Source organism: Amycolatopsis ultiminotia (assembly GCF_039536925.1).
Taxonomy (GTDB): domain Bacteria; phylum Actinomycetota; class Actinomycetes; order Mycobacteriales; family Pseudonocardiaceae; genus Amycolatopsis; species Amycolatopsis ultiminotia.
In genome coordinates, this window is sequence record NZ_BAAAZN010000005.1 from 269,233 (window position 1) to 293,224 (window position 23,992).

Below are 23,992 nucleotides of genomic sequence, written 5' to 3' on the forward strand. Positions count from 1 at the left end.
ATTGACAACGCTGACAACGCGGTCCGACACTGAAACCCGTCGCCAACGTTTGTCACCCCCGGTCGCAACCGCTGCCGGGTCTGCGTCGGCAGTCCGCCCGCCGATCTCCAGGGAGCCCCCGTGGCTGTCTTCCGCCACCGCCCGGCCCCGTTCGTCGCGCTCGCCTCCGGCACCGAAGCCGAGCTGTCCGGTCACCGCTGACTATCCAAGGAGCGACTGATGAGGTTCCGCCGTACCCTGACGCTGAGCGCCGCCGTCACCGCCGCACTCGCCGTCGCCGGGCCTGCTGCAGCAGCCGGCCGTCCGCTGCGGATCGTCGGCGCCAGTGCCGACACCGCGCTCACCCAGCGTTGGCAGGACTTCGGCCGTCGCCCCGGCGTGGGCTGGGCGGCGGCCGACGGAACCTACTCGACGCCGCTGCCTTCCGGACAGGACGCGTGGCTGTTCAACGACACCTTTTTCGGCCCCGTCCGCTCCGACGACAGCCTGCCCGAGTCGTCCCCGTTCACGCACAACTCCGCTGTACTGTCCAACGCGGACGCCAGCGACCTGTCCGCCACGGTCGCGCCCGGCGCACCGGAACACCCGCAGTCGCTCGTCGGGCCGACGCCGGACAACCCGAACACGCCGAACGACTACTGGTACTGGAACGGCGACGGCATCGTCGACGGCGGCAAGCTGCAGGTGATCGAGTTCGAGCAGCAGCCGTCCGACGACCCGGCGCCGTTCAACTTCGCCTGGACCGGCACGAAACTCGCCACGCTCGACCCGGTCAGCTTCCGGTTGGAGACGCTCACCGACCTGCCCTCGGCCGGTAACGTGCAGTGGGGCACCGAACTGGTCCGCGATGGAGACTGGATCTGGATCTACGGTGTCGAGGGCGACGGCCCCACCAAGTACCTGCACCTCGCCCGCGCCCCGATCGGCAAACTCGGCGGACCGTGGCAGTTCCGCACCGCCGAGGGCTGGTCGGCCGATCCGACGACGTCAGCGCGGCTGCTCGGCAACGTCGGCAGCTCGTTCGGCGTCACGCCGATCGGCAACGAGTACCTGCTCACCACGTTCGATTCGGGGCTGGGCAACGCGATCCGCGCCTACCACGCGACCAGCCCGGCCGGACCGTTCACCGGCGGCGAAACCGTCTACACCGCACCCGAGGCCACCAGCGAGCGCTACACCTACAACGTGGCCGCCCACCCCGAGATCAGCCGGCCCGGCGAACTCGTCATCTCCTACAACACCAACAGCCGGCAGCTCTCCGACCTCTACGCCGACATCGACAACAACCGGCCCCGGTTCGTCGACCTGAAACTCTCCAGCTGACGCTTTCGCACCGAACTCCGCCTGCGCTCATCGCCGTAGCGGCAGATCCGATCACCGAAGCGGCTTGCCGTCGGACAGCAGTGGCGCGCCGGTCAGGGAGGCCGATCCGCTGCCCTGTGCCCGGTCGGGGAACTCGACCAGCTCCACGATGTTCCCGTCCGGGTCGGATCCGTATGCGACGTGAAGCATGCCGCGGGCATCGATCGGCGCATCGACCTGGAAATTCATACCGGCGGCAACGAGGCGGTCGAACTCGGCGTGGATGTCGTCGACTTCGAAACAAATGTGCGTGATGCCGTGGTCGGCAACCTGCCAATCCGGATTCCGCTTCCTGGGCACCGGGTGGACGTACTGGAACAACTCGAGGTGTGCGTTACCGCCGCGCAGGTAGACGAATGTTGCCTCCGAATCGGTAAGGCCGACCACGCGGTCGCACAGCTGGTCACCCTGTTGCCAGCTGTAGCGCATCACCTCCTCGAGTCCGAACAGGTCACAGTAGAACGCGCGCAACCGCTCGAGGTCAGGAGTGGAGATGGCCGCATGGTGAATCCCGATGATCACATCGACTCCTCGTCGTCGAAATAGTGAAATAAGTACGTGAAACCGGCAGAAATATCTGCCCTGGATGCCAGGCCGCAGCACCTGGCCGCGCGCACCGCCGCCACCTCCCCGCGGCCACGACCAGCGGGCCACCGGCGAAGTCCGGCACTGCCGGAAGCGGTCAGTCGAGATCTCCGTACAGCCGGCGGACGACATCGGCCATCGGCAGGCCGTCGGCGATGTCGGTGAACATCTCCGCCTCCTTCGCGTCGATCGCCTCGCAGCGGGCGATCACGTCGCCGGCCGCCTCGATCGGGACGAAGCAGACCCCGGTTTCGTCGGCGACGACGAGGTCACCCGGCTCGACGGTCACTCCCGCCACCGCGATCGTCGCGTTGATCTCCACCGAGGTTCCCCGCCACTTCCCGGTCGCCGGGCTGATGTCGCGGGTCCAGATGGGGAATCCGCGCCGCCGGGACTGGGCCACGTCCCGTACCGCGCCGTCGACCACGGCGCCCGCGAGATTCCCCCGCCGAGCGCACGCCGCGACGATGCCGCCCATGTTCGACACCCCGGGCAGGCCCGAGACGACCAGCACGTCACCGGCCTCGGCCAGCTCGATCCCGTGGATCTCGGCCATCAGCCAGTTCCCCTCGGTGACCGCTCGATAGGGCCCCATCCTGGCGGGTACGTTCCGCAGCGTCACCGCCCTGCCGACGATGCGCTCACCGGGCAGGGTCGGGCCCAGGGTCGAGGCACCGACGATGGAGTCGATACCGAGTGCGTCGAGCGCGTCCGCCACCGTGGCGGAGAGGTCGTCGAGCGCAAGGAACCGCGCGACGATCCCTTCGGGTACCGGCGCCGGCATCGGATGCACCTCGACCCAGTCGAAGTGCTTCCTGGTCGTTTCGGTCATGAATACTTTCCTCTCCGGTCAAGAAATAGGACGCGTTTTCGGAAATGGTGCTCAATGCCAGCGACGCCGGTGCCTGGCCAGCACGTCCGCGCCGAAGTCGTTCGAAAGGTGGCGCACGACGCTGTGCGCGTGATTGCCGTGGCGAGCGGTGTTGTCCCATTCGATGAGAATTCCCTCGCCCTGGATCCGGTAATAGTTCGGCGCGCCCACCTCGGTGGGCCCGGCCCAGGCGAAGTGCAGCTTTTCGATCTCCCAGCTCGGCACGAGAGCGTCGGGCAGGCTGTCGTGGTAAGTGCGGACGAGACGGTCGAGGCACTCCTGCTGGCTGCGGTCGAGATCGGCTGCGGAAATACCTTTTGGCGTGGCGGTCACCGAAACGAGCTCGTGGTCCTGCCGGCCGTATCCGATTTCCCGGTCCCGAGCGTCTCCGCCGGCACGCATACGCGCCTGCAGCTCGTCGTCTCCCGGCCGCCGCCGGAACAGGTCGGGCAGCGGCATCATGGTGGCGCCTTCGGTGAACGAGGATCGGTTCCCCAGCACGAGATCGGCCGGGGCTCGCGGGTGCAGGACCGCCACGGCCCTGGCCTCGGCCGGCAACGAGGTGACCAGCTCACGGGCCGCCGACTGGAACTCGCCGAGCGGATCGAGCCTCGCTCCGCCGGGGAAAGTGGTGACTGCGGGGTCCAAACCGAAGAAGCGCGGCGTGGTGGAGCGCACTTGTCCCGCTGCGATCAGGAAGTTCAACGAAACATGGTGCCCGCCGAATCGCCAGCCCCACGGGCCGTGCCCTTCCGGATCGCCGAAGACCCGCAGGTAGTAGCGCGACGGGTCACGACCGCGGGAGGTGTCGAACTCCGACCGGAATCCCTCCACCCGGTCCAGGATGTTCTCGGTACCCAGCACCGTCGAGACGAGGTCGTAGCCACGGGGCGACAGGCCCGAAGCGACCAGCTCCAGCACCTGCCGCTGCTGGCGGTCCGACTGGCCGTTGAGCGGCAGCCCGCCGTGATCGGTCGGAGTGTAGAACCACCGCCTGCGCTCGGCCTCGTGCTTTCCGCCGGGCCCGCCCCACCAACCCACCGCACGCTGCTCGTCGTCGAGACCGCCGAGCCAGGCCGCGGCCAGCCGCGCCATGTCGGTGGCAACCGGGTTCGCACCCGCGCGCGTTTCACCTGTCATCGATGCACTCCCTTCGGCGTGTGCGCCTGCCCCACCGCCGGTCAGTAGAAGACCGGCCCCACCAGGCCGCCTCCGGCTGCGACGGCATCACCGTTGATGGCCACGCTCAGCGGAGAAGCCAGAAACGTGACCACGTGCGCGACCTCCGCGGGCTGCACGAGACGGCCGATGCTCACGTCCACGGCAAGTCCCTGTGCGAACTCCGGTTCCGGCACCCCGCGCGCGGCGGCGCCGGTCCGGATCATCGCCCGGACCCCCTCGGTTTCGGTCAACCAGGGATGCACGACCGTCACGTTGACCCCGTGTGGTCCCAGCTCGTCGGCCAGGTTCTTGGACATCGCGGCGACCGAGGCGTTGCGCACCGAGCCGAAGACCGAACCGGTGCGCCGGGCAGCGAGACCGCTGATGTTGACGATCCGCCCCCATCCGCGGTCGATCATCTGGGGCGCAACAGCCCGCGTGCAGCGCAAGTAGCCCAGCACCTTCGTCTCCACCTCGGAGCGCAGGTCTTCGTCGTCGAGGTCCGCGAGCACCTTCGCGGGACCGCCGCCCGCCTTTGCCGCTCCGTTGACCAGGATGTCGATGCCACCGAACCGGTCGTCCACCTCCGCCACCGCGGATTCGACGTCCCGGTCCCGAGCCGTGTCGGCGCGCACCCCGATGACGTCGTACCCACGAGCGCGAAGCTGTTCGGCCGCGGCCTCGACCGCTGCCGGGTCACGCGCGAGGAGGGCGACACGTGCGCCTTCGCCCGCGAGTTCCTGCGCGACGGCAAACCCGAGTCCCCGGCTCCCGCCGGTCACCAGAGCCCTTTTGCCGGTGAGTTGCAAGTCCATGTTCGAGCCCTCTCACTCGGCCACGCCGAGAACGCGGCGCCACTGCCAGGTATCGCTGTACTGCTGGAAGTGCACGACCGTGTCCCCGTCGAAATCCCAGACGTGCGCGAAAATCGCGTCGAGATCCTTGCCTGCCTTCGTGGTTCCGACGTAACGCCCCTCTACCAGCACCGTCGAACCGCCCTCGGCGATGCGGACCACGTTGATGTGGAACTCGGCGAAGTCCTTGGCGAGTTCGTCGAAAACGGCGTTGCGGACCGCGGCGTGGCCGACGAGCTCGGCTCCCGGCCAGTAGGGGATGTTCTCGGCTTCGAACCACGGCGCTTCGGCACCGAGGATCTCGAAGATCGGCGCGGAGTCACCCTCGCCGAGACGCCGGTAGATGTTCTCGATCACCGTGCGGTTGCTCATGGTTCTTCCCTTCGTGGTACTTCGGATCTGCGGTGCCGGTGACCCGGTTGCGAAGCGTTCCCACACCCTCGAGCTGCACCTCGACGAGTTGACCGGCGCGCAGGAACCGGCCGCTTCCCATGCCCACTCCACCCGGAGTCCCGGTGAGGATGACGTCGCCCGGCCGGAGGGTGGTGTACCGGCTGATCCGCGAGACCAGCTCGGCGATCGAGAAGTGCATCTCGGCAGTGCTCGACTGCTGGCGCAGTTCTCCGTCGACAAGCGTGCGCAGCGCCAGCGCGTGGCGCGCACGAGCGTCGTCGGCGGTCAGCAGCGCCGGACCCAGCGGCGTGAACCCGTCGAATCCCTTCGCCAACCCGACGTTGGGCCCGGCGATCGACGGGTTGCTGCCGGCCTGCACATCTCGCGCGGTGAGGTCATCGGCGACGGTCAAGCCGGCCAGGTACGACCAGGCCTGCCCGGCCGGAACAGCCGACGCCGTGGCACCGATGACCACCGCCACCTCGCCTTCGAAATCCACCGACGAACCGGCGATCCCCGGCAGCGGGATGTCGTCGGCCGGTCCCGCCACCGACGACGGCGAGGTGAAGTGGACCCGCGGAGACCGCGGAAGCTCCGCCCCGATCTCCGCGGCGTGCTCCCGGTAGTTCAACCCGACGACGATGAGCTTTCCCGGATCGGCGATCGGCGCTCGGAGGGCCACCTCGTCCCGGTCGAGGGTCGCGATCACCGGGGCGTGCGCGAGCCGGGTCAGCGCACCGGCCCGCACCACATCGGCCAGTGTCGCGGTGCCGACGTCGAGCACCGCGTATCGATCTCCGTCGACGCGCGCCACGCCCGCCGTCGTCTGAGCCACCAGCAAGACGATGAACCCCATCTGTTCGAATTCGTTTTCCCATCCGTCACGGGAACGTATATCGCATTCTTCAAGCACGTCAAATACGTAGATTTAATCAATCCATATCTGCTGGATATCGCAGTCCGGGAAAGGCCGTCAACGCTGTCCTGCGAATTCTTCCCGGACCACCTCGAGAAACCTCGAAAGGATCGCCGGAACCGAGCTGCCGTGCCACGCTGCAGCCACTTCCGTCGACCATACCGATTGCTCCAGTGCGACCCGTGAAACGTACTTCACCCGGGCAGACGTGGCCGATTCGGGAACCAGAGCAACACCCATCCCGCAGGCCACGTAACCCAGTTGTGCCGGTATCGAAGAAGCTTCGATCACCGTCCGCGGTGTGATCCCCCGGTTTGCCAAGAGGGAAAGCGTCTGGTCGAAGTAGTACGGCGAAATGTGGCGCGCCGTCACCACAAAGGGCTCGAACGCGAGAGCACGCAGGTCCACGGTACCGGCGTCCGCCAGCCGGTGGCCGAGCGGCACCACAACCTCGAACCGGCAGGTGCGAACCGGCAGGATTTCGAGACCCTCGACGGGATCTCCCTCCCGGACAAAGGCGATGTCCACCGCACCTGACCGCACCGCATCGAGACCGTCCTGCGTCCCGACCTCCCGGAGATCGAGGAGAACATGGGGATTTTCCCGCCGGAACCGCGGAATGATCCTGGGCAGCTCTTCGGCGAATGCGTAGGGTATGCCACCGACGCACAACCGCCCGAGTGCGCCGGCCGCGACCTGGTGCACCGCATGCCTGGCGCGGCCGACCTGATCGACGATCTGCCGTGCTTCCCCCAGGAACACCTCGCCCTCGTGGGTGAGAGTCGTGGTGCGGCTCGTCCGGTCGAACAGCTTGACGCCGAGGTCTTTCTCCAGGTCTTTGATCTGCACGCTCAGCGGAGGCTGGGCGATGTGCAAACGTGCCGCCGCACGCCCGAAGCTCAGCTCTTCGGCCACCGCGATGAAATACCTGATGTGCCGCAGTTCCACACGCGCCCTCCTTCCCTGCAGCAGACCACTGAGAGCGAACTTCGGTCGGCCGCATTCCCCGGACCGCGTCAGGACCGATGTTACGCGCCGAATTTGCGGATGCGTATTCATATCGCGAAGGTCTGCGATAGATGCGCCGAATGTGACACCCGGCGCCGGCACCCTCGACAAGATTTATACGAGGGATCCAGAATCGTATGTGGGTGAGCAGGGCATTCTCGGATACCCTGACGTCGTCCTTGCTTGCCCGGTCCAGGCACCACCAGATGCAGCGGCGCCTGCCCGCGGCCGGGTGCCGAACCGGTCCTTGCCTGCCGGCCACAACCGGTTCGCGACGAGCACTATCTTGGGAGACGTCTTGTTCGAGATCATCAACTGGCCCGAGGATATGGTCCCGAGCCGTTCGCCGATTCATTTCACCAACGAACTCGAGGTGCCGGCCACCCCGGAAAAGATCTGGTCACTGCTGGTGGACCCCGCGGCCTGGCCGAGTTTCTACCCGGGGGTCGAGTACGTCAAGCTGCTGGGCGGGCACACCACATTCGGCTCCGGCACCCAGTTCGAGACCAATCTGGCCGGTCAGGACGTCTTCGCGGCCGTCCAGGAGTTCGAACCGGTGACCCGCATCGCCTGGGGCGGCCACCCGAAGGCCTCGACGGAGTCGAGGGCCTACCACGCTTGGATCATCACACCCACACCGACCGGATGCCACCTCTGGACGGAGGAGACCATGCAGGGACCGCTCTGGCTCGAACTGGCCAAACCCGCTCCCGACGTTTTCTGGCGCACCCACGAGAAGCTGCTCGCCGACCTCGCCGAGGTCGCGACCCGGTGAGACACCGCGCACCGGATTTGCCCCACCCGCAGAAATCCACAAAGCCGAGGGCAGCCATCGAAAATGCGCGGGTCGAAGTCGGCTCGGCGTGGGAATCACCCGCTGTCCACTCCTGTTCTCGACAGGGAAAACTTCCCCCGACCATTCCGGCAGGAGCGGCAACCGATGTATGACAAGGTGATCTGGCCCGAGCAGTACCACCCGAAGATTTCCGCGATCTACGCGCTCAACGACATCGACGTGAAGGCGCCGCCGGAAGTGGTGTGGAAGCTGCTCGTCGACGCCGAGAACTGGTCGGGCTACTTTCCTCCCGAGGATCAGGTGAAGATCCTCGGGGACGAGAAGGAGCTGACCCTCGGGACCACCTACCGCCGGGTCACCGTGGGATTTCCGATGACCTTGAACGTGACGGAGTTCGAGCCTTTCCACCGGCTGGCGTGGAAAACGGTGGTCGACGGGGACGAGACCGCTTCGAGTGCATACCACGGCTGGGTGATCACCCCCACCGACGAAGGATGTCACGTGCTGACCGAGGAAACCCAGCAGGGCGCCTTCTTCCTCGAAGAACTCGGCCGCAAGCGTCCCGGGGCGCTCTACCTTTACCACCAGGACTGGGTGGAACGCCTTGCCCACGCCGCGGAAGCCGAAGTGACGAAGCCCGCGATCTGACTCATCCGCAGGAAGCGGCCGAGCCGCTGATGCCGCCTCGCCCCCGGCCGCGTCAGCGGAACAATGGCTCCCGGGCGTGTCACGCCGTTGCGGAGCCGCTGCGCCTTGCCGCCGCCTTCACCGGCGGCAAGGCGCAGCTCAACCGGTTCAGGACAACCCCGCCAAGGCTCGTCCGGCCCATCGGGAGAACGGCGGATGCCCCTCGACGGTCAGCAGCGGGAATTGAGGACGCAATCGACCGCGGTCTGCAGCGTCTCGGTTTCGGTGGTCAGGATTGACTCCTCCGACGGCAGGGCTCTGGCGATGGAGAGTCCGTTGAGGACGGTTACGAGGAATCGTGCGCGTCGGCTGTTGTCACCTTCGGGCAGGGCGCCTTCGTTGCCGAGGACGGTGAGCCAGTACTCGACGCGGCGTTGCGCTTCCCGGTCGATCGCGAGATAGGCCGCCCGGTTCTCCTCGGTCGGTTCGGGCTGGATGTAAGCCGTGAAAACCTCTCCCCAGGCCGCGCGTGCCTGATCGCCGAGGCCGGCAAGAGCGAGCACTTGCCGGAGGCAGTCGATCAGCCGGTCCCGCGCCGGTGCCGATCGGTCGTGGATCCGGTCGCCGGGGGTGATCACGTCGTAGATGCCGGCGAGCACCGTGTCCTGCAGCGCACGCTGGGTCGGGAAGTGGTACCGGAGCGAACCGGTGCTCACCCCGGCCCGAGCCGCCACCGCCCGCACGCTGAGCCGCGCACCCGGATCCTCCCCGAACATCGTCATGGCCGCCTGAAGAATCCGGTCCCGGCTGCTGGCACCCGGCTCCTGTTCCACCATCACCACCTCCTCTGACACACTGTACTAGCACAGTGTGCTACTGTCGCGTCCGTTCGCACTAACACAGTGTGTTAGTCGCCTTGCCGAAGCGGTTGCCACCCACCGCACCGACACCTGAAACGGACGTGACACCCATGAACCGCCTCCGCAGGCCGTTCCGGATCATCCGCGCCGACCTCCGTGCCTACCTGCTCACCAACCTCTTCGTCTACGGAATGCTCCTCATCGGCATGGCAGTGGGGCTGGCCTTCCCGGACCTGCACGCCGCGCGCTCCGCGTCGTTCGCCGGAGGCGACTCGGGCGCGCTCGTCAATTCGGTGGTCGGCAACGGATGGCTGTTCGGCACGGTCATCTTCCTCGTCAACGTGTTCCCGACCGCGCTGCTGCTGATCACCCTCCCGTCACTCGTGATCCCCTTCGCCGGACTCGCGGTCTTCGCAGTCAAGACAATCGACCTCGGCCTCACCCTCGCTCCCGTCGACCCGGCATCACAGCTGACTCTCCTCCCGCATTCACTGACCCTGCTCATCGAATTCCAGGCCTACGCCCTCGTGCTGTTCGGCGCCTACCTGCTCGGCAAATCCTGGCTCCGGCCGGCAACCGTCGACGCACCCACCCGCCGCCAGGGATACCTGCGCGGCCTGCGCCGGCTCGGCTGGCTCTGGCTCCCGGCGCTCGCGCTCTTCGTCCTCGGCGCGGCATACGAAGCCACTGAAATCTACTTTCTCGTACCACTGGTACTCGGTCCCTGAACTGCTCAGCCGTGGTGGGTGCTCGGCTGGGGGCCGGCATCGGGTGCGGTCCGCTTGCCGGCGATCGGCTCGACGGCCGGGTCGCCGGCGAGGAAGGGGCCGCCGGGACCGAAACCGCTCATGGCGTCAAAGGTACCTGCAGGTTCCCATCGGAATCCTAATCTGGGGTTCTCCCACCAGATCCAGGAGTGTCATGCGAATCATCACGCAGCAGAAGTTCGGCGGTCCCGAAGTGCTCACCGTCGTGGACGCGCCCGCGCCCCGGCCGTTGCCGACCGAGGTCCTCGTCCGGGTCAGGGCGATCGGGCTGAACCCCTTGGAGGCACGGCTGCGGGCGGGTGAGTTCCGGTTGCTCGGGCAGCTGCCGTTCGTGCTGGGCTGGGACATCAGCGGGGTGGTCGAGCAGGCGGCGACGGGGCGGTTCAGTCCCGGCGACGAGGTGTTCGGCATGCCACTGTTCCCGCGCGCGGCCAACGCATACGCCGAGTTCGTGTCGGCTCCGGCATTGCATCTGGCACGCAAGCCGGCGTCGTTGTCGCATGTGGCGGCGGCGGCGTTGCCGGTAGTCGGGCTGACCGCGTGGCAGGGGCTGGTCGATCTCGGCCGGGTGAGCGCGGGTGATCGGGTGCTGGTGCACGGCGGTGGCGGCGGGGTCGGTCACGTCGCAATCCAGATCGCGAAAGCACTCGGCGCGTATGTGCTCACGACCGCGAGCGGGAGCAAGCGGGAGTTCGCCGAGGAATGCGGCGCCGACGAAGTGCTCGACTACACCAGGGTCGACTTCGCCGAGACGGTCCGCGACGTCGACCTCGTACTCGACACACTCGGCGGCGACACCGCCCGCCGGTCACTCGGGGTGCTCCGCCCCGGTGGGCACCTGGTGACCGCGGTCGCCGACGAGGACACCGAACTCGCCGCCGCGTACGAGGCGGCGGGCAAGCGCTTCACCGGCATCGCCGTCGACCCCGACCCGGTCGCCCTGCGCGGTCTCGTCGACCTCGTCGAACACGGCACACTCCGCGTCCACGTCCAGGAAACGTTCCCGTTCGACCAGGTCACCGACGCACACCGGCTCCTCGACCACGGCCACCTGCAAGGCAAACTCGTCCTCACCGTCTGACCCCGGTGGTCATTTCACCGTCTTCATCGGGAACTGGGAGTTGGTGCGGGCGACGCCGGGCAGGCGGGTCAGCGTGGTCATGTAGACCTGCTCGTAGGCCGCGAGGTCGGCGACGGCCACCCACAGCAGGTAGTCGGGCTGGCCGAACAGCCGGAAGCACTCCTCGATCGCGTCCACCTCGCCGACGCGGGCTTCGAACGCTTCGATGGTGCCGATGTCCTGGGTGGCCATCTCGATGTGGACCAGCACGCGGAAGCCCCGGCCGAGCGCGGTGGCGTCGACGGCGGCGTGGTAACCGGTGATGACCCCGGATTCCTCCAGTGCCCGCACCCGGCGCAGGCACGGCGACGGCGTCAGGCCGACCTTGTCCGCGAGTTCGGTGTTGCTCAGCCGCCCGTCCACCCGCAGGTGGCCGATAATTGCTCGATCAGTGCGATCCATGAGCATATGATGCCAGTAGATTACGTTTCAGGGGTCAAATTTGGCATCGCGTCCTACGTCGCCTGCAATATCGTGCTGTTCGTGAGTGAATTGGTATTGACCGACGAAGAGCGGGCACGGGCCGGCGAGCGCCTGGTGACTCTGCTGGAACGCTACGAACGGGACCTCCCGGAAACACCGGTGCTGCCCGAGCCGGACCGCGACAGGCTCGCCGAGCTGCTGGCGGATTCGTTGCCGGAGAAGGGAATCGGCGTCGACGGGCTGTTCGACCGGATCGAGGACACGATCGTGGCGAACTCGGCAACGGTGGCGCACTCCCGGTTCCTCGCGTACGTGCTCGGGCCGCCCAACGGGATTGCCGCTTATACCGAAGCAATTGCCGCGACCATCAACCAGAACTGCAACTTCTGGCAGCTGTCCCCTGCCGCGAGTGTGGTGGAACGGTCGGTGCTGGAGTGGCTCGCCTCGGTCGTCGAGTTCCCGGCGAGCGCGAAGGGCATTCTCACCGGAGGTGGCTCGCTGGCGACCCTGCAGGCCCTCGCGACCGCGTTGAACGACCGGGTACCCGGCTTCCGCGGGACAGGTCTCCAACGCCCGGGGCCGCCGCTGGTCGTCTACACGTCGGTCGAGGCGCACCGCAGCGTCGACAAGGCCGCGGCGATCCTCGGCATCGGCGTCGACCATGTCCGCCACATCGCCACCGACGAGGAGAACCGGCTGGACGTCGCCGCACTGACCGCGGCGATCGAGGCGGACCGTGCAGCCGGCCGGCAACCGTGGTGCGTGGTGGCCACCTGCGGCACGGTGGCCACCGGCGCGGTCGACCCGCTGGAGGCCATCGCCGACCTGTGTGCCGAGCAGGAGCTGTGGCTGCACGTCGACGGCGCCTACGGTGGTTTGTTCCTGCTGTGCAACGAGATGCGGGAGCTGATGGCCGGCTGTGCCCGAGCCGACTCGATCTCCTTGGACCCGCACAAACTGTTGTTCGCCCCGCTCGAGGCAGGCTGTCTGCTGGTGCGCGACGGTACGAAACTGCGCGCGGCCTTTGCCTTCGATTCGTCGTACCTCACAGTCGCGGACGACCCGCTGCTGACCGACTACATGGACTACGGGCCCCAGCTGTCGCGGAATTTCAAGGCGCTGAAGGTGTGGAGTGCACTGCAAGCGTTCGGGGTGGAGGCGTTCCGGGCCACCACCCGCCGGACGCTCGAGCTGGCGCAGTACTTCGCGCGCGGCATCGAAGCCATTCCCGGTCTGACCCTGCTCGCGCCTGTCACCCTCACCGCGGTGTGTTTCGCCGTCGACGGTGCTTCCCCGGCCGAACAGACCACACTGCTGGAAACGCTGGCCGCGGAGAACACCGCACTGCTCGGTCCGGTGCTGATCAACGGCAAGCACGGCCTCCGCGCCTGCATCACCAACCACCGCACGACCGCCGCGGACATCGACCTGATCCTCGCCCGCCTGCAGGACGTCGCCGCCGGCCGTGGCTAGCCGCTCACCGCGGGCGCCGGCCGGCGCGGTGTGCAGACGCGCCCGAACCACGGAAAAGATGCGCACCGCGCGACGTCTGTCGGCCCGGCAAGGCGAAACGTGCGGCAATCGTCGATGGTCGGCCCCGGCTGCCGCGACCTATCGTGATTGTCCACAAAGGATACAGCCTTGGTGGAAGGGCGGGGACGATGACCGGCGAACGGCTGGATTACCCGGCGGCGAGAACTGTCGCCGTGCAGGACACCATCCTGGGCATCAGTTTCCCCGATCCCTACCGGTGGCTGGAAGACGATTCCGCCGAGGCGCAGGAATGGCAGCGGGCGCAGAATTCGCTCACCGACGCCGTCGTCGAAGAGTGGCCGCAGCTGGATGTGCTGCGGGACTCGGTGAGCCGATACGTCGCGGACGGCACCGGCTCACCGCACTGGATGGTCGAACCGGCACCGCGCTTCGCGGGCGGCCGGTGGTTCCGCCTCGACCGGCTCCCCGAACCGGATTACCCGGACCGTGCCGTCCTGGTGGTCGCCGACCTCGCGGACGGTGCCGGGCGGGTGCTCTACGACCCCAACGGGGACGGGAACCGGCAGATCTCGTGGTTCGCCCCGTCCCCGGACGGGAAGATCGTCGCCTGCGGGGTTTGCACGGGCGGTTCGGAACTCGGCGAGATCTGGTTGCTGGACACCGAAACCGGCGGCCGCCTGCCGGACCGGATCCCGCAGCCGACGATGGGACCGCTGGTCACCCCGCAGTGGCTGCCGGACAGTTCCGGGTTCTTCTACACCGCAGGCGAGCTGTCCACGGAGTCGTTCGCGTTCCGCGCGTACTTCCATTCGCTGGGTGGCGGGCCGGTCACCGAACCCGAGCCGATCGATGTCGCCAACGCACCGACCGTCCAGGTGGCCGCGGACGGCAAGCACGCCGTCGCAACCGACGTGTGGCCGCTCCCGCAGTACGTGTGCGACCTGCCGGGACGAGCGTGGCGGCCGTTCGTGCGAGGACTCGAGTCGTCGGTTGCGGGCGTCATCGACGGTGCTCGTTACGTCGCGATCACCAACCACGGCGCCCCGCGCGGGCGGATCGTCTCGATCGCGTTGGACGAGCCGAATCCTTCCGACCCGGCGACCTGGCGCGAACTGGTCGCGGAATCCGATCGCGTGCTGGGCCGGCTCCGGCTGATCGGCGACTGCCTGGTGGTGACCGGATCGGTGGACACCGAGGCACGCGCCTGGATCTTCAACCGCGCCGGGCGGGAGCTGGAAGAGGTGCCGCTCCCCGGACGGGGCGCCTTTCCGCTCGACGTGCTGCCGAACGCTGCACTGGCCCCGGACGGCCATCCGGACGAGTTCGTGTTCCTGTTTTCGACCCCCACCTCAGCACCGGGGCTGTACCGCTACCGCCTCGGCTCCGGGCAGGTGGACACGTTGCGAGCGCCGCGCGTTCACCTGCCGGGCGCGACTGTCTCGCTTCGCTGGGCGACGTCCGCGGACGGCACCAGGGTGCCCTACCACCTCGTGCTGCCGGCCGGGGCGGACGGCAGGACGCCGCTCCCGGCTCTGCTCACCGCATACGGTGGTGGCCGGGTCGCCTGGCCCGCGCAGTTTCCCGGACCTGTCGCGGCTTTCGTCGCGGCAGGCGGAGCGCTGGTCCTTTCCCACCAACGCGGCGGCAGCGATCTCGGCGCCGACTGGGCCGACGCCGGGCGCGTCGGGAACAAGCAGAACAGCTTCGACGATCTCTACGCAATCGCCGAGCACCTTGTGGCCACCGGCGTCACGACCCGCGAGCAGCTCGCGGTGACCGGATGGAGCAACGGCGGGATGATGGCCGGGGTCGCGTACACCCAGCGCCCGCACCTGTGGGCGGCGGTGGTGGCGCAATGCCCGATCCTCGACGTCATCGGATGCCACCGCCATGCCTACGCCCGGTTCGTCGTCAACGCGGAATACGGCGACCTCGGCGACCCGGACGACATCGCCCGGCTCGCCGGTATGTCGCCCTATCAGCTCGTCCAGGACGACGTGCCCTACCCGGCGCTCTACGTGCACGCAGGCGGCGCCGACGTCGCCTGCCCGCCTGGTCCGATGCGCAAGTTCGTCGCACGGGTGCAAGCCGCGCCGGCAACCACGGCACCGGTGCTGCTGCGGGTCTGGGACCACGTCGGACACGGAACGACGACCAGCAGGTCCGAAAGCGTCGTGCACGCCGCGCACTGGCTGGCCTTCCTGATGCAACGCCTCGGCATGACACCGCGCGCGCAGGATTCGTGATCCGTGCCCGCACCCGGCAAGTCTGTGTGCCAGGTCACGGAATGCCCGGCGATACCAGGCGCTGCAACGGAAGTACGCAATCCGCAGAACCCGAGGAGTGCCATGCCCGCCACGACGCCGGAGGAAACGGTGGCGACGCCGGTCGTCCCGCCGCTCGACGATTTCGATTTCCCGCTCACCGACGGGGCCGCCTGCCGCATCGACGACCCCGACTGCGAAGCCTGCCAATAGCCGGTCTGCCCGGAAAAGCCCGTGCGGTGCGCGGGCCGGGACACCGAGCCGCCGTCAGCACGAGCCGGGTGCACCTGCGTGGCGGAGCCGGATGGCCGCCGGGACCGGAGGAAACCGCCCCCGGCACCGCTGATCCGCGGCGCCGGGGGCGGGAAACCACGCCGGGATCAGCCGATGTGCTGGCTGATCACCGGGTAGTCGTTGCCCACGTTGGTGTACACGCCGGGGTAGCCCTTCTCGGCGCAGCCCTTGCCCCAGGACACGATGCCGGCGACCTTGCCGTCGACGTAGGCGGGACCACCGGAGTCGCCCTGGCAGGAGTCCTTGCCGCCCTCGGGCACGCCTGCGCAGAACATCGAGGCCTTGTCGTAGTTGTAGTCGCCGGAGTACGACTTCGCGCAGCTCTCGTTGTCCACGACCGGGACGGTCACCTTCTGCAGCTGATCGGAGACGTCGCCGCCCTCCGAGGTCGCACCCCAGCCGACCACGGTCAGCTCCGCGTCCTTCTGGTAGGCCGGGTCGTCGGCCGACTGCACCAGCGTCGCGGGCTTGGCGGACAGTTTCTTGTCCAGCGTCAGCACGGAGTTGTCGTGCTGCATCCCGTTGATGTCGAAGTCCGGGTTCTGCCAGACGTCACTGACCCCGGCCTTCTCCCCGGACGTGTCACTGAAGTTGGTCTGACCTGCGATGATTTCCATCGAAGAGGCCTGGACGCCGTCGGTACAGTGCGCCGCGGTCAGCACTTTGTCCGGCGCGACCAGGGTTCCGGCGCAGTGCTGGGCACCGTCGGCGTTGAAGATGACCGTGGACGGGAAGTCGTCGATCGTGGTCGGCGTACCGCCTACGATCAGCGGCCCGCTGTCGGCGGAAGCGCCGGGCGCACCGCCGAGTGCGAGTGCACCCGCGGCTGCGGCGGCGGTCAGTGCCAGCGTCGTGCGCCGGATGAGCGAACCTCGAGTTACCTGCATGAGATCTCCCTTCGGGGACCAGTGAGGGCGATGTCGAGCAGATCAGGACAAAGCGGGTCTCAGGTAGCTACGTAAGTAGCTACCTGAGAATCAGGGCAGCCGGTTGGTTACTGGCTGCTGGGCCGGCGGCGTGCGCCGAACCAGCCACCGAGCGTGCCCGCGAGCGCGCCGACCACGACGGTGACGACGACGAGGAACGCCGGGGTCTCGCCGAGCGGAATCCGGTCGGTCCACCCGGTCAGCGCCCGGACGAACAGGGTGGCCACGCCGTAGAGCAACCCGCCGCAGCCGCCGCGGACCAGGCCCGGCCGCCGGCCGCGGTGCTCGGTGCCGCCGAGGAAGCCACCCACTGCCGCGAGGACCTGCAGCACCCAGTAGGCCGGGGCCGAGGCACCGAGCAGGAGCCCCGAGACGACCCCCGCCGCGATCGGTGCGATCCCGGCGCCGACGATCCGGGCCGCCGTCGACTGCTGGGCGAAAGCACGCTTGTTTCCGCGTGAGTCGGACGTCACATTTTTGGAAACCATGAGCGTACTTTTACATGCTCACCACCGGGAGGGAAGGCCTTGCGGACCGATATCCTCGAGCGGTGAGTGAGACTGCCTGCCACGAAGACCCCCGGTTGACGCTGATGCCGGACCGGCTCGACCTGCCCCGCGGGCGGGCCGCGCTGTCCGGGTCCGAGGTCGCGGCCTCCCAGCGGGGCCGGATCCTGCAGGCAGTGACCGAGGAGGTGGCCGCGCGTGGCTACCCGGCGACCACCGTGCAGCACGTGATCCGCCGGGCGCGGGTGTCGCGGACGGCGTTCTACGCGTCGTTCACCGACAAGCAGGACGCTTTCGCCCGAGCACACCTCGAGGCCAGCCGTCAGCTGCTCGACCTGATCCGCAATCGGGTCGCCGAGCACGCCGGTGCCCCGTGGCGGGAACGGCTCCGTGCCGGCGTGGAGGCTTACCTCGAGGGCTTCGAGAACGCGCCGTCGTACGCCATCAGCTTCATGGTCGAACTGCGTGCCGCCGGAACACTGCTGCTCGACCAGCGCGACCGGGTGCTGGAACGGCACGTACACAACCTCGCCGCGCTCGCCACGCAGGCCGCCAACGAAGATCCGGCGGTGCATTGCCCGTCCGAACTCGAGGTGATCGCGCTGGCCGAAGCAGCCGACGGGCTGGCGACCCGCGCGATCCGAGCTGCCGGTCCGGGAAACCGGCCTGCCCTCGGCGCGCTGGTCGTGCCGATCGTCGCCCTCCACGAGGCGATGTTCATCCGCGAGGCGCAGAAGGAGCACCCGGCCACGCTCGGCGGGTGACCACGCTCCGGCGTGGCCGAGTTCCTTCCCTACTCACGCACGACGAGCACGATTTTCCCGGTGGTGTGGCCGGTTTCGCCGTGCGCGTGGGCTTTGGCGGCTTCCGCGAGCGGGAAGGTCGCGTCGAGGTGCGCGCGGAGCTTGCCGTCCTCGGCGAGCTGGGCGATGGCCCGCATACCCGCGTTGTCGGCCTCGACAAGGAGCCCTTCCAGGCGGACACCGAGTTCGACGGCCCTTTTCGCGGCGGCGCCGTCGCCACCGTCGGTCAGGAGCGAGACCAGGATGCCGCCGGGGCGCAGGGCCTCCAGGGACCGGGCGCGCACCTCGCCGGCAAGGGGGTCGAGGACCACGTCGACGTCGTCGATCGCGGCGGTGAAGTCCGTGGTCCGGTAGTCGATCAGCTCGTCGGCGCCGAATGTGCGCACCAGATCGTGTTTGGCCGCGCTGGCCGTGCCGATCACGTACGCGCCACGGGCCTTGGCGATCTGCACGGCCAGGTGCCCGACCCCGCCCGCGGCGGCATGGATCAGTACCCGTTGCCCCGGTTGGAGGTCCGCGGTGTCGACCAGCGCCTGGTACGCGGTGAGCGCGGCGAGCGGCAGCGCGCCGGCCTGCACGTGGTCGAGGTTCGCGGGCTTGCGGGTGAACGATCGGGTGGGAGCCTTGACGTACTCGGCGAACGCACCCGCGCCGCGCGGGTACGGAAGCATGCCGAACACCTCGTCGCCCGGCTTGACCAGGGTGACCCCGCGGCTGATCTCCTCGACGACCCCGGAGACGTCCCAGCCGAGGACCGGGATCGGCTCGGACATCCCCGGAAGGCCGCCACGGTGCTTCCAGTCGGTCGGGTTCACTCCCGCCGCGTGCACGCGGACGAGGATCTCACCGGTTTCCGGCACCGGACGGGCCCGTTCGACCTCCGTGAGGACTTGCGGGCCACCGAAGGTGCGCTGGCTGACGGCGCGCATGGTCGTGCTTTCGCTCATGATCCCAGCCTGGGGAACGACGGGCGTTCACGACAGTGGCAAGATAGTCAATGTCCGATGAGATCGTGCCAGCCACCCTGATCCGCGGGAGTCCCGCCATGTCGCGTGTGCACCGGGTCGCCGTACTCGCCCTCGACGGGGTGTACCCGTTCGAACTCGGTATGCCGAGCCGGATCTTCGGCGCGACCGACGGCCGCTACGAGGTGCTGACCTGCAGCGTCGACGGTCGGCCGGTGCGCACGGAAGCCGATTTCACCATCGCCGTCGAACACGGCCCGCAGCTGCTGCGCACCGCGGACACCGTGGTGATCGCGCCCTTCGGCCCATGTCCCGGCGGGGCCGAACCCGGCTCGCCGGAGCTACCCGAACCGATCGCGGCGGCGTTGCGGCTCATCCGGCCCGGCACCCGGCTCGTGTCCATCTGCACCGGTGCCTTCGTGCTCGCCGCGGCCGGATTGCTCGACGGACGCCGGGCCACCACGCACTGGCAGCTGGCCGAGGTGTTCCGCGGCCTTTTCCCGAAGGTCGACCTGGACCCGGGCGTGCTGTTCGTCGACGACGGCGACATCCTCACCTCGGCAGGCGCCGCCTCCGGCGTCGACCTGCTGCTGCACGTGCTTCGCCAGGACCATGGCAGCGAGGTCGCCAACTGGGTGGCACGCAAATGCGTCGTGCCACCGTGGCGGGACGGCGGGCAGGCACAGTACATCGAAACGCCGGTGCCCCGAACGCCGGAGAACAGCACAGCGGCCACGCGCCAGTGGGTGCTCGAGCATCTGCGCGAACCGCTCGTGCTGGACGATCTCGCGGAGCACGCCCGGATGAGCCCACGCACCTTTGCCCGCCGCTTCGCCGAGGAAGCCGGCCTGAGCCCGGGGCGGTGGATCATCCAGCAGCGCGTTGCCCGCGCCCGCCAGCTCCTCGAGTCCAGTGACCTGCCGGTCGACGAGGTCGCCGGTCAGGTCGGCTTCGCCACCGGCACCTCGCTGCGGCAACATCTCCAGGCTGCGATCGGGGTGTCACCGCTGGCTTACCGACGAACGTTCCGGGCGAAGCGCTGACGGCGGCGGATCGGCCGACGCAGCAGTGTAACCGACGGGCCGGTCGTCGAGGAGATCCGCGACTTCCGGTTCACCCGCCTGGCAGCTCCTGAGCGCGGCCGGTTCCTGGCCGCGCTCGTCGGCTTCGCCTCCGTACGGCGCAGGCCGTCGCCGGTGACCGAGCGCAGTGTTCGACCAGGTCCATCCGCAGTTCGGCATCCCGCCCGGGACGTAGGGGGAAATTACCTAACAGTAGCGACCGGGCAGACACAATAAGTCGATGATCACACTCCGAAACGTCGTATTCGACCGATTACGTTGGGTAAGTTAGCTAGCGTAAGCATCGATTTTTGTGCCACCCCGGAGTCAGCGCCGCCTCCCCGAGTGCTCATCACGATCCCGGGAGGACCGTCTCTTGACGACCACCGAAGCCTCCGCCGACCTCCACCGCACCCGACTGGAAGCCGCCGACGACCAGGTCCGTGCCGCGAGCCCGGATCCGGTGGTGAGCGAGGCGATCCGGCAACCCGGCCGGACACTTCGGGAGATCACCGCCACCGTGATGGCGGCCTACGCCGACCGGCCCGCCGTGGGCGAACGGGCCAGGGAGTTCGTCACCGACCCGGCGACCGGGCGCACCGAGGCCCGGCTGCTGCCCCGGTTCGACACCCTCACCTACGCACAGCTGTGGGACCGCGCGGGCGCGGTCGCCGCGGACTGGCACCACCACCGGCAGCACCCGGTGGCCGCCGGGGATTTCGTTGCCACGCTCGGGTTCGCCAGCAGCGACTACGCCGTGGTCGATCTGGCCTGCACCCGGCTCGGTGCGGTGGCCGTACCGCTGCAATCCGGTGCCACGCCAGGACATCTGCGCCCGATCGTCGCCGAGACCGCGCCGAAGCTGCTGGCCACCAGCGTCGAGGACCTCGGCACCGCGATCACGCTCGCCCTGGATTCGGAAACGCTGCGCCGGCTCGTGGTGTTCGACTACCACCCCGAATCCGACGACGAGCGTGCGCAGTTCGAGGCCGCGCAGCAGCAGCTGGCGGACACCGGGATCACCGTCGAGCCGCTGCGGTCCGTGGTCGAACGCGGCAGTGCGCTTCCCGCCGCTCCGGAGCCGGCGGCCGATCCTTCCGGCGAACGGCTGGCGCTGCTGATCTACACCTCCGGCAGCACCGGTGCGCCCAAGGGCGCGATGTACCCCGAACGGCTCGTCGCCGCGCTGTGGCAAGGGTTCTGGCTGAACAAGCCGCTGCATCCGGTGCTACAGCTGAACTATCTGCCGCTGAGCCACGTCGCCGGACGAGCACTGCTGCTCGGCACGCTGGCCGACGGCGGCACCGCCTGGTTCACCGCGCGCAGCGACCTGTCCACGCTGTTCGAGGACTTCGCGCTCGTGCGGCCCACCGAGACGATGCTCGTGCCGCGGATCTGCGACATGGTTTTCCAGCGCTACCAAAGCGAACTCGACCGCCGGATCGCCGAGGGCGGCTACCACGCCGGGCTGGACGAGGAGGTGCAGGCCGGGGTGCGCGAGGACTTCCTCGGCGGGCGTCTGCTGTGGGTCGGCTCCGGTTCCGCACCGCTGTCGGACGAGCTGACCACCTTCATGGAGTCCTGCCTCGGCCTCAAACTGCACGACGGCTACGGCTCCACCGAGGCCGGCGGTGTGCTGTTCGACCGCAAGGTGGCGCGGCCCCGGGTGCGCGAGTACCGGCTGGAGGACGTGCCGGAGCTCGGCTACTTCCACACCGACTCGCCGCATCCACGCGGCGAACTGCTGATCAAGAGCGACTCGCTGGTGCCGGGCTACTTCCGGCGCCCGGACACCACCGCCGAGGTGTTCGACGCCGACGGGTTCTACCGCACCGGCGACATCATGGCCGAACTCGGCCCGGACGAGCTGGTCTACATCGACCGGCGCAAGAACGTGCTCAAGCTTTCCCAGGGCGAGTTCGTGGCCGTGTCGAACCTCGAAGCGGTGTTCGCCGCGGCTCCGCTGGTGCGGCAGATCTACCTGTACGGCAGCAGCGAACGCGCCTACCTGCTCGCGGTCGTCGTGCCGACGCCGGAGGCGCTGGACAGCTTCGAGCCCACCGAGCTGAAGAGCAGGCTGAGTGCGTCACTGCAGCAGGTGGCGAAGGAAGCCGAGCTGAACTCGTACGAGATCCCGCGGGACTTCCTCGTCGAAACCGAACCGTTCACCACGGAAAACGGGCTGCTGTCGGGAATCCGGAAACTGCTGCGCCCGGCGCTCAACGCGCACTACGGCGACCGGCTGGACGCGCTGTACGCAGAGATCGCCGAACGCGAGACGAGCGCCTTGCGACAGCTGCGGCGGACCGGGCGGGACCGGCCGGTGGCCGAGACCGTCGTGCAGTCCGCGCAGGCACTGCTCGGGGTGTCCGCCGGGGAGCTGAGCGCGCAGGCACACTTCGCCGAACTCGGCGGGGATTCGCTGTCCGCACTGTCGTTTTCCAACCTGCTGCGGGAGATCTTCGAGGTCGAGGTCCCGGTCGGGGTGCTGATCAGCCCTGCCAACGACCTGGCCGCGATCGCCAGGTACGTCGAGGAAGCCCTGCAGCCCGGTGGAAAACGCCCGGCCGCCGGCACCGTGCACGGTGCCGGTGCCACGGTGGCCCGCGCGGCCGACCTCACCCTCGACAAGTTCCTCGACCCGGAAATCCTTGCCACCGCGAAGGAGCTGCCCCGGCCGAACGGGACCGTGCACACCGTCCTGCTCACCGGCGCGAACGGCTACCTCGGCCGGTTCCTGTGCCTGGAATGGCTCGAGCGCCTCTCCGAAACCGGCGGCAAGCTGGTGTGCCTGGTGCGCGGCAGCAGCGCAGAGGCCGCGCGGGCCCGGCTGGCGGACGCCTTCGACAGCGGGGACGAGCAGCTGCTGCGGCATTTCCGCGAGCTGGCCGCCGAGCACCTCGAGGTGCTGGCAGGCGACATCGGCGAGGCCGGGCTCGGCCTCGACCCGGCCGACTGGCAGCGGCTTGCCGATACCGTCGACCTGATCGTGCACCCGGCCGCGCTGGTCAACCACGTGCTGCCCTACGACCAGCTGTTCGGTCCCAACGTGGTGGGCACCGCGGAGCTGATCCGGCTCGCGCTGACCACGCGGCTCAAGCCGGTCACCTACCTGTCCACGGTCGCGGTGATCGCCGCGCAGGCCTCGTCGCCGGACGAGGTCTCGGACATCCGCGAGACGAGCCCGGCCCGCGAACTCGACGACAGCTACGCCAACGGGTACGCCACCAGCAAGTGGGCGGGCGAGGTCCTGCTCCGCGAAGCACACGACGCGGCGGGGCTGCCGGTCACCGTGTTCCGTTCGGACATGATCCTGGCGCACAGCCGCTACACCGGGCAGCTGAACGTGCCCGACATGTTCACCCGGCTGTTGCTGAGCCTGCTCGTCACGGGCATCGCGCCGAAGTCCTTCTACCGCGGCGAAACACCGGCGCACTACGACGGGCTGCCCGGTGATTTCACCGCGGAGGCGATCACCACGCTCGGGCTGGAGACCGAGGGGTACCGCACCTACAACGTGCTGAACCCGCACGAGGACGGCGTTTCGCTGGACACCTACGTGGACTGGCTGATCGAAGCAGGCCACCGGATCCGCCGCATCGACGACTACGGCACCTGGTTCACCCGGTTCGAAACGGCCATCCGTGCTCTGCCGGAGAAGCAGAAGCAGCATTCGCTCCTGCCGCTGCTGCACGCGTTCGCCGAACCGGCGGAGCCGGTCGCCGGTTCCGGGCTGCCCGCCGACCGGTTCCGGGCCGCAGTCCGCGCTGCGGGCGCCGGACCGGACAAGGACATCCCGCACGTGACGTCCGCACTGATCGCCAAGTACGCGGCAGACCTGGCGACGCTCGGCCTGCGCTGAGCAGACCGCTGCCGGAGCAGGCCGACGACCGGTCGGCCTGCTCCCCTAGGCCACCGGGTCGGTAGCCGGCTGCT

At 68.5% G+C, this 23,992-nt stretch carries 23 protein-coding genes; 11 read left to right on the plus strand and 12 right to left on the minus strand.

Features of this window, described 5'->3' with window-relative positions:
- Nucleotides 1-219 precede the first annotated feature (219 nt).
- A complete protein-coding gene (locus ABD793_RS14105; RefSeq protein ID WP_344859714.1) occupies nucleotides 220-1,323 on the plus strand; it encodes a glycoside hydrolase family 183 protein in 1,104 nt (367 codons plus the stop codon).
- Between the two features lie 51 nt (nucleotides 1,324-1,374).
- Here ABD793_RS14105 and ABD793_RS14110 read toward each other — a convergent pair whose 3' ends face one another.
- The 7 genes from ABD793_RS14110 to ABD793_RS14140 form a co-directional block, all read right to left on the minus strand.
- Nucleotides 1,375-1,884 (minus strand): VOC family protein, encoded by a 510-nt coding sequence (locus tag ABD793_RS14110; RefSeq protein ID WP_344859716.1) that lies wholly within the window; start codon nucleotides 1,882-1,884, stop codon nucleotides 1,375-1,377.
- A 160-nt stretch (nucleotides 1,885-2,044) separates the two neighbouring features.
- Nucleotides 2,045-2,779: an RraA family protein gene (locus tag ABD793_RS14115; protein ID WP_344859718.1), complete on the minus strand. Its 735-nt coding sequence runs from the start codon at nucleotides 2,777-2,779 to the stop codon at nucleotides 2,045-2,047.
- A 51-nt stretch (nucleotides 2,780-2,830) separates the two neighbouring features.
- Complete coding sequence (locus ABD793_RS14120) at nucleotides 2,831-3,958, minus strand: DUF3500 domain-containing protein (protein WP_344859721.1); 1,128 nt, start codon at nucleotides 3,956-3,958, stop codon at nucleotides 2,831-2,833.
- A gap of 41 nt (nucleotides 3,959-3,999) precedes the next feature.
- On the minus strand, nucleotides 4,000-4,794 hold the full coding sequence (locus tag ABD793_RS14125; protein ID WP_344859723.1) for an SDR family NAD(P)-dependent oxidoreductase: 795 nt from the start codon (nucleotides 4,792-4,794) through the stop codon (nucleotides 4,000-4,002).
- A 12-nt stretch (nucleotides 4,795-4,806) separates the two neighbouring features.
- Nucleotides 4,807-5,205 (minus strand): nuclear transport factor 2 family protein, encoded by a 399-nt coding sequence (locus ABD793_RS14130; protein WP_344859725.1) that lies wholly within the window; start codon nucleotides 5,203-5,205, stop codon nucleotides 4,807-4,809.
- Entirely contained in the window at nucleotides 5,153-6,139 is a 987-nt protein-coding gene (locus ABD793_RS14135) for a fumarylacetoacetate hydrolase family protein (RefSeq protein ID WP_344859728.1), read from the minus strand. Before ABD793_RS14135 ends, ABD793_RS14130 begins: the two co-directional genes overlap by 53 nt.
- A gap of 60 nt (nucleotides 6,140-6,199) precedes the next feature.
- On the minus strand, nucleotides 6,200-7,201 hold the full coding sequence (locus tag ABD793_RS14140) for a LysR substrate-binding domain-containing protein (RefSeq protein WP_425548702.1): 1,002 nt from the start codon (nucleotides 7,199-7,201) through the stop codon (nucleotides 6,200-6,202).
- A gap of 235 nt (nucleotides 7,202-7,436) precedes the next feature.
- Here ABD793_RS14140 and ABD793_RS14145 point away from each other — a divergent pair, with 235 nt between their 5' ends.
- Both ABD793_RS14145 and ABD793_RS14150 read left to right on the plus strand, forming a co-directional pair.
- On the plus strand, nucleotides 7,437-7,925 hold the full coding sequence (locus tag ABD793_RS14145; RefSeq protein WP_344859730.1) for an SRPBCC domain-containing protein: 489 nt from the start codon (nucleotides 7,437-7,439) through the stop codon (nucleotides 7,923-7,925).
- A 165-nt stretch (nucleotides 7,926-8,090) separates the two neighbouring features.
- Nucleotides 8,091-8,594 carry an SRPBCC family protein gene (locus ABD793_RS14150; RefSeq protein ID WP_344859733.1) on the plus strand — a complete coding sequence of 168 codons (504 nt, stop codon included), beginning with the start codon at nucleotides 8,091-8,093 and terminating at the stop codon, nucleotides 8,592-8,594.
- 209 nt (nucleotides 8,595-8,803) lie between these two features.
- On the opposite strand, the gene ABD793_RS14155 is transcribed toward ABD793_RS14150, so the two are convergent.
- Nucleotides 8,804-9,409: a TetR/AcrR family transcriptional regulator gene (locus tag ABD793_RS14155; protein WP_344859735.1), complete on the minus strand. Its 606-nt coding sequence runs from the start codon at nucleotides 9,407-9,409 to the stop codon at nucleotides 8,804-8,806.
- 134 nt (nucleotides 9,410-9,543) lie between these two features.
- Between ABD793_RS14155 and ABD793_RS14160 the strand changes: the two genes are divergently transcribed.
- Together ABD793_RS14160 and ABD793_RS14165 are read left to right on the plus strand one after the other, a co-directional pair.
- Nucleotides 9,544-10,161, plus strand: a complete 618-nt coding sequence (locus tag ABD793_RS14160; RefSeq protein WP_344859738.1) for a stage II sporulation protein M — start codon at nucleotides 9,544-9,546, stop codon at nucleotides 10,159-10,161.
- Between the two features lie 193 nt (nucleotides 10,162-10,354).
- Nucleotides 10,355-11,281 (plus strand): NADP-dependent oxidoreductase, encoded by a 927-nt coding sequence (locus ABD793_RS14165; RefSeq protein WP_344859740.1) that lies wholly within the window; start codon nucleotides 10,355-10,357, stop codon nucleotides 11,279-11,281.
- A 9-nt stretch (nucleotides 11,282-11,290) separates the two neighbouring features.
- On the opposite strand, the gene ABD793_RS14170 is transcribed toward ABD793_RS14165, so the two are convergent.
- On the minus strand, nucleotides 11,291-11,722 hold the full coding sequence (locus tag ABD793_RS14170; RefSeq protein WP_344859742.1) for an Lrp/AsnC family transcriptional regulator: 432 nt from the start codon (nucleotides 11,720-11,722) through the stop codon (nucleotides 11,291-11,293).
- 81 nt (nucleotides 11,723-11,803) lie between these two features.
- Between ABD793_RS14170 and ABD793_RS14175 the strand changes: the two genes are divergently transcribed.
- From ABD793_RS14175 to ABD793_RS14185, 3 genes are all read left to right on the plus strand, one after another.
- Nucleotides 11,804-13,216 (plus strand): pyridoxal phosphate-dependent decarboxylase family protein, encoded by a 1,413-nt coding sequence (locus ABD793_RS14175; RefSeq protein WP_344859744.1) that lies wholly within the window; start codon nucleotides 11,804-11,806, stop codon nucleotides 13,214-13,216.
- Nucleotides 13,217-13,404: 188 nt separating this feature from the next.
- A complete protein-coding gene (locus tag ABD793_RS14180; RefSeq protein ID WP_344859747.1) occupies nucleotides 13,405-15,483 on the plus strand; it encodes a prolyl oligopeptidase family serine peptidase in 2,079 nt (692 codons plus the stop codon).
- Between the two features lie 102 nt (nucleotides 15,484-15,585).
- Complete coding sequence (locus ABD793_RS14185) at nucleotides 15,586-15,714, plus strand: hypothetical protein (protein WP_344859749.1); 129 nt, start codon at nucleotides 15,586-15,588, stop codon at nucleotides 15,712-15,714.
- Between the two features lie 167 nt (nucleotides 15,715-15,881).
- On the opposite strand, the gene ABD793_RS14190 is transcribed toward ABD793_RS14185, so the two are convergent.
- Nucleotides 15,882-16,682, minus strand: a complete 801-nt coding sequence (locus ABD793_RS14190) for a S1 family peptidase (protein ID WP_344859752.1) — start codon at nucleotides 16,680-16,682, stop codon at nucleotides 15,882-15,884.
- 107 nt (nucleotides 16,683-16,789) lie between these two features.
- Nucleotides 16,790-17,209 carry a hypothetical protein gene (locus ABD793_RS14195; RefSeq protein ID WP_344859754.1) on the minus strand — a complete coding sequence of 140 codons (420 nt, stop codon included), beginning with the start codon at nucleotides 17,207-17,209 and terminating at the stop codon, nucleotides 16,790-16,792.
- Between the two features lie 62 nt (nucleotides 17,210-17,271).
- Here ABD793_RS14195 and ABD793_RS14200 point away from each other — a divergent pair, with 62 nt between their 5' ends.
- Nucleotides 17,272-17,991, plus strand: a complete 720-nt coding sequence (locus ABD793_RS14200; RefSeq protein WP_344859756.1) for a TetR/AcrR family transcriptional regulator — start codon at nucleotides 17,272-17,274, stop codon at nucleotides 17,989-17,991.
- 29 nt (nucleotides 17,992-18,020) lie between these two features.
- Here the strand turns inward: ABD793_RS14200 and ABD793_RS14205 are convergent, their stop codons facing one another.
- On the minus strand, nucleotides 18,021-18,959 hold the full coding sequence (locus ABD793_RS14205; protein WP_344860199.1) for an NADP-dependent oxidoreductase: 939 nt from the start codon (nucleotides 18,957-18,959) through the stop codon (nucleotides 18,021-18,023).
- 116 nt (nucleotides 18,960-19,075) lie between these two features.
- On the opposite strand from ABD793_RS14205, the gene ABD793_RS14210 reads away from it, so the two are divergent.
- Together ABD793_RS14210 and car are read left to right on the plus strand one after the other, a co-directional pair.
- Nucleotides 19,076-20,038 carry a GlxA family transcriptional regulator gene (locus ABD793_RS14210; protein ID WP_344859758.1) on the plus strand — a complete coding sequence of 321 codons (963 nt, stop codon included), beginning with the start codon at nucleotides 19,076-19,078 and terminating at the stop codon, nucleotides 20,036-20,038.
- 394 nt (nucleotides 20,039-20,432) lie between these two features.
- Nucleotides 20,433-23,918, plus strand: coding sequence for a carboxylic acid reductase (gene car, locus ABD793_RS14215; protein ID WP_344859760.1), 3,486 nt, complete (start codon nucleotides 20,433-20,435; stop codon nucleotides 23,916-23,918).
- Nucleotides 23,919-23,992: the final 74 nt, after the last annotated feature.

Excerpts from the sequence above, each read along its gene's own strand:
- ABD793_RS14105 (WP_344859714.1), top strand. The coding sequence starts at position 220 with ATGAGGTTCCGCCGTACCCTGACGCTGAGCGCCGCCGTCACCGCCGCA.
- ABD793_RS14115 (WP_344859718.1), bottom strand. The coding sequence starts at position 2,779 with ATGACCGAAACGACCAGGAAGCACTTCGACTGGGTCGAGGTGCATCCG.
- ABD793_RS14120 (WP_344859721.1), bottom strand. The coding sequence starts at position 3,958 with ATGACAGGTGAAACGCGCGCGGGTGCGAACCCGGTTGCCACCGACATG.
- ABD793_RS14125 (WP_344859723.1), bottom strand. The coding sequence starts at position 4,794 with ATGGACTTGCAACTCACCGGCAAAAGGGCTCTGGTGACCGGCGGGAGC.
- ABD793_RS14130 (WP_344859725.1), bottom strand. The coding sequence starts at position 5,205 with ATGAGCAACCGCACGGTGATCGAGAACATCTACCGGCGTCTCGGCGAG.
- ABD793_RS14140 (WP_425548702.1), bottom strand. The coding sequence starts at position 7,201 with ATGAATACGCATCCGCAAATTCGGCGCGTAACATCGGTCCTGACGCGG.
- ABD793_RS14150 (WP_344859733.1), top strand. The coding sequence starts at position 8,091 with ATGTATGACAAGGTGATCTGGCCCGAGCAGTACCACCCGAAGATTTCC.
- ABD793_RS14155 (WP_344859735.1), bottom strand. The coding sequence starts at position 9,409 with ATGGTGGAACAGGAGCCGGGTGCCAGCAGCCGGGACCGGATTCTTCAG.
- ABD793_RS14160 (WP_344859738.1), top strand. The coding sequence starts at position 9,544 with ATGAACCGCCTCCGCAGGCCGTTCCGGATCATCCGCGCCGACCTCCGT.
- ABD793_RS14165 (WP_344859740.1), top strand. The coding sequence starts at position 10,355 with ATGCGAATCATCACGCAGCAGAAGTTCGGCGGTCCCGAAGTGCTCACC.
- ABD793_RS14170 (WP_344859742.1), bottom strand. The coding sequence starts at position 11,722 with ATGGATCGCACTGATCGAGCAATTATCGGCCACCTGCGGGTGGACGGG.
- ABD793_RS14180 (WP_344859747.1), top strand. The coding sequence starts at position 13,405 with ATGACCGGCGAACGGCTGGATTACCCGGCGGCGAGAACTGTCGCCGTG.
- ABD793_RS14185 (WP_344859749.1), top strand. The coding sequence starts at position 15,586 with ATGCCCGCCACGACGCCGGAGGAAACGGTGGCGACGCCGGTCGTCCCG.
- ABD793_RS14190 (WP_344859752.1), bottom strand. The coding sequence starts at position 16,682 with ATGCAGGTAACTCGAGGTTCGCTCATCCGGCGCACGACGCTGGCACTG.
- ABD793_RS14195 (WP_344859754.1), bottom strand. The coding sequence starts at position 17,209 with ATGGTTTCCAAAAATGTGACGTCCGACTCACGCGGAAACAAGCGTGCT.
- ABD793_RS14205 (WP_344860199.1), bottom strand. The coding sequence starts at position 18,959 with ATGCGCGCCGTCAGCCAGCGCACCTTCGGTGGCCCGCAAGTCCTCACG.
- ABD793_RS14210 (WP_344859758.1), top strand. The coding sequence starts at position 19,076 with ATGTCGCGTGTGCACCGGGTCGCCGTACTCGCCCTCGACGGGGTGTAC.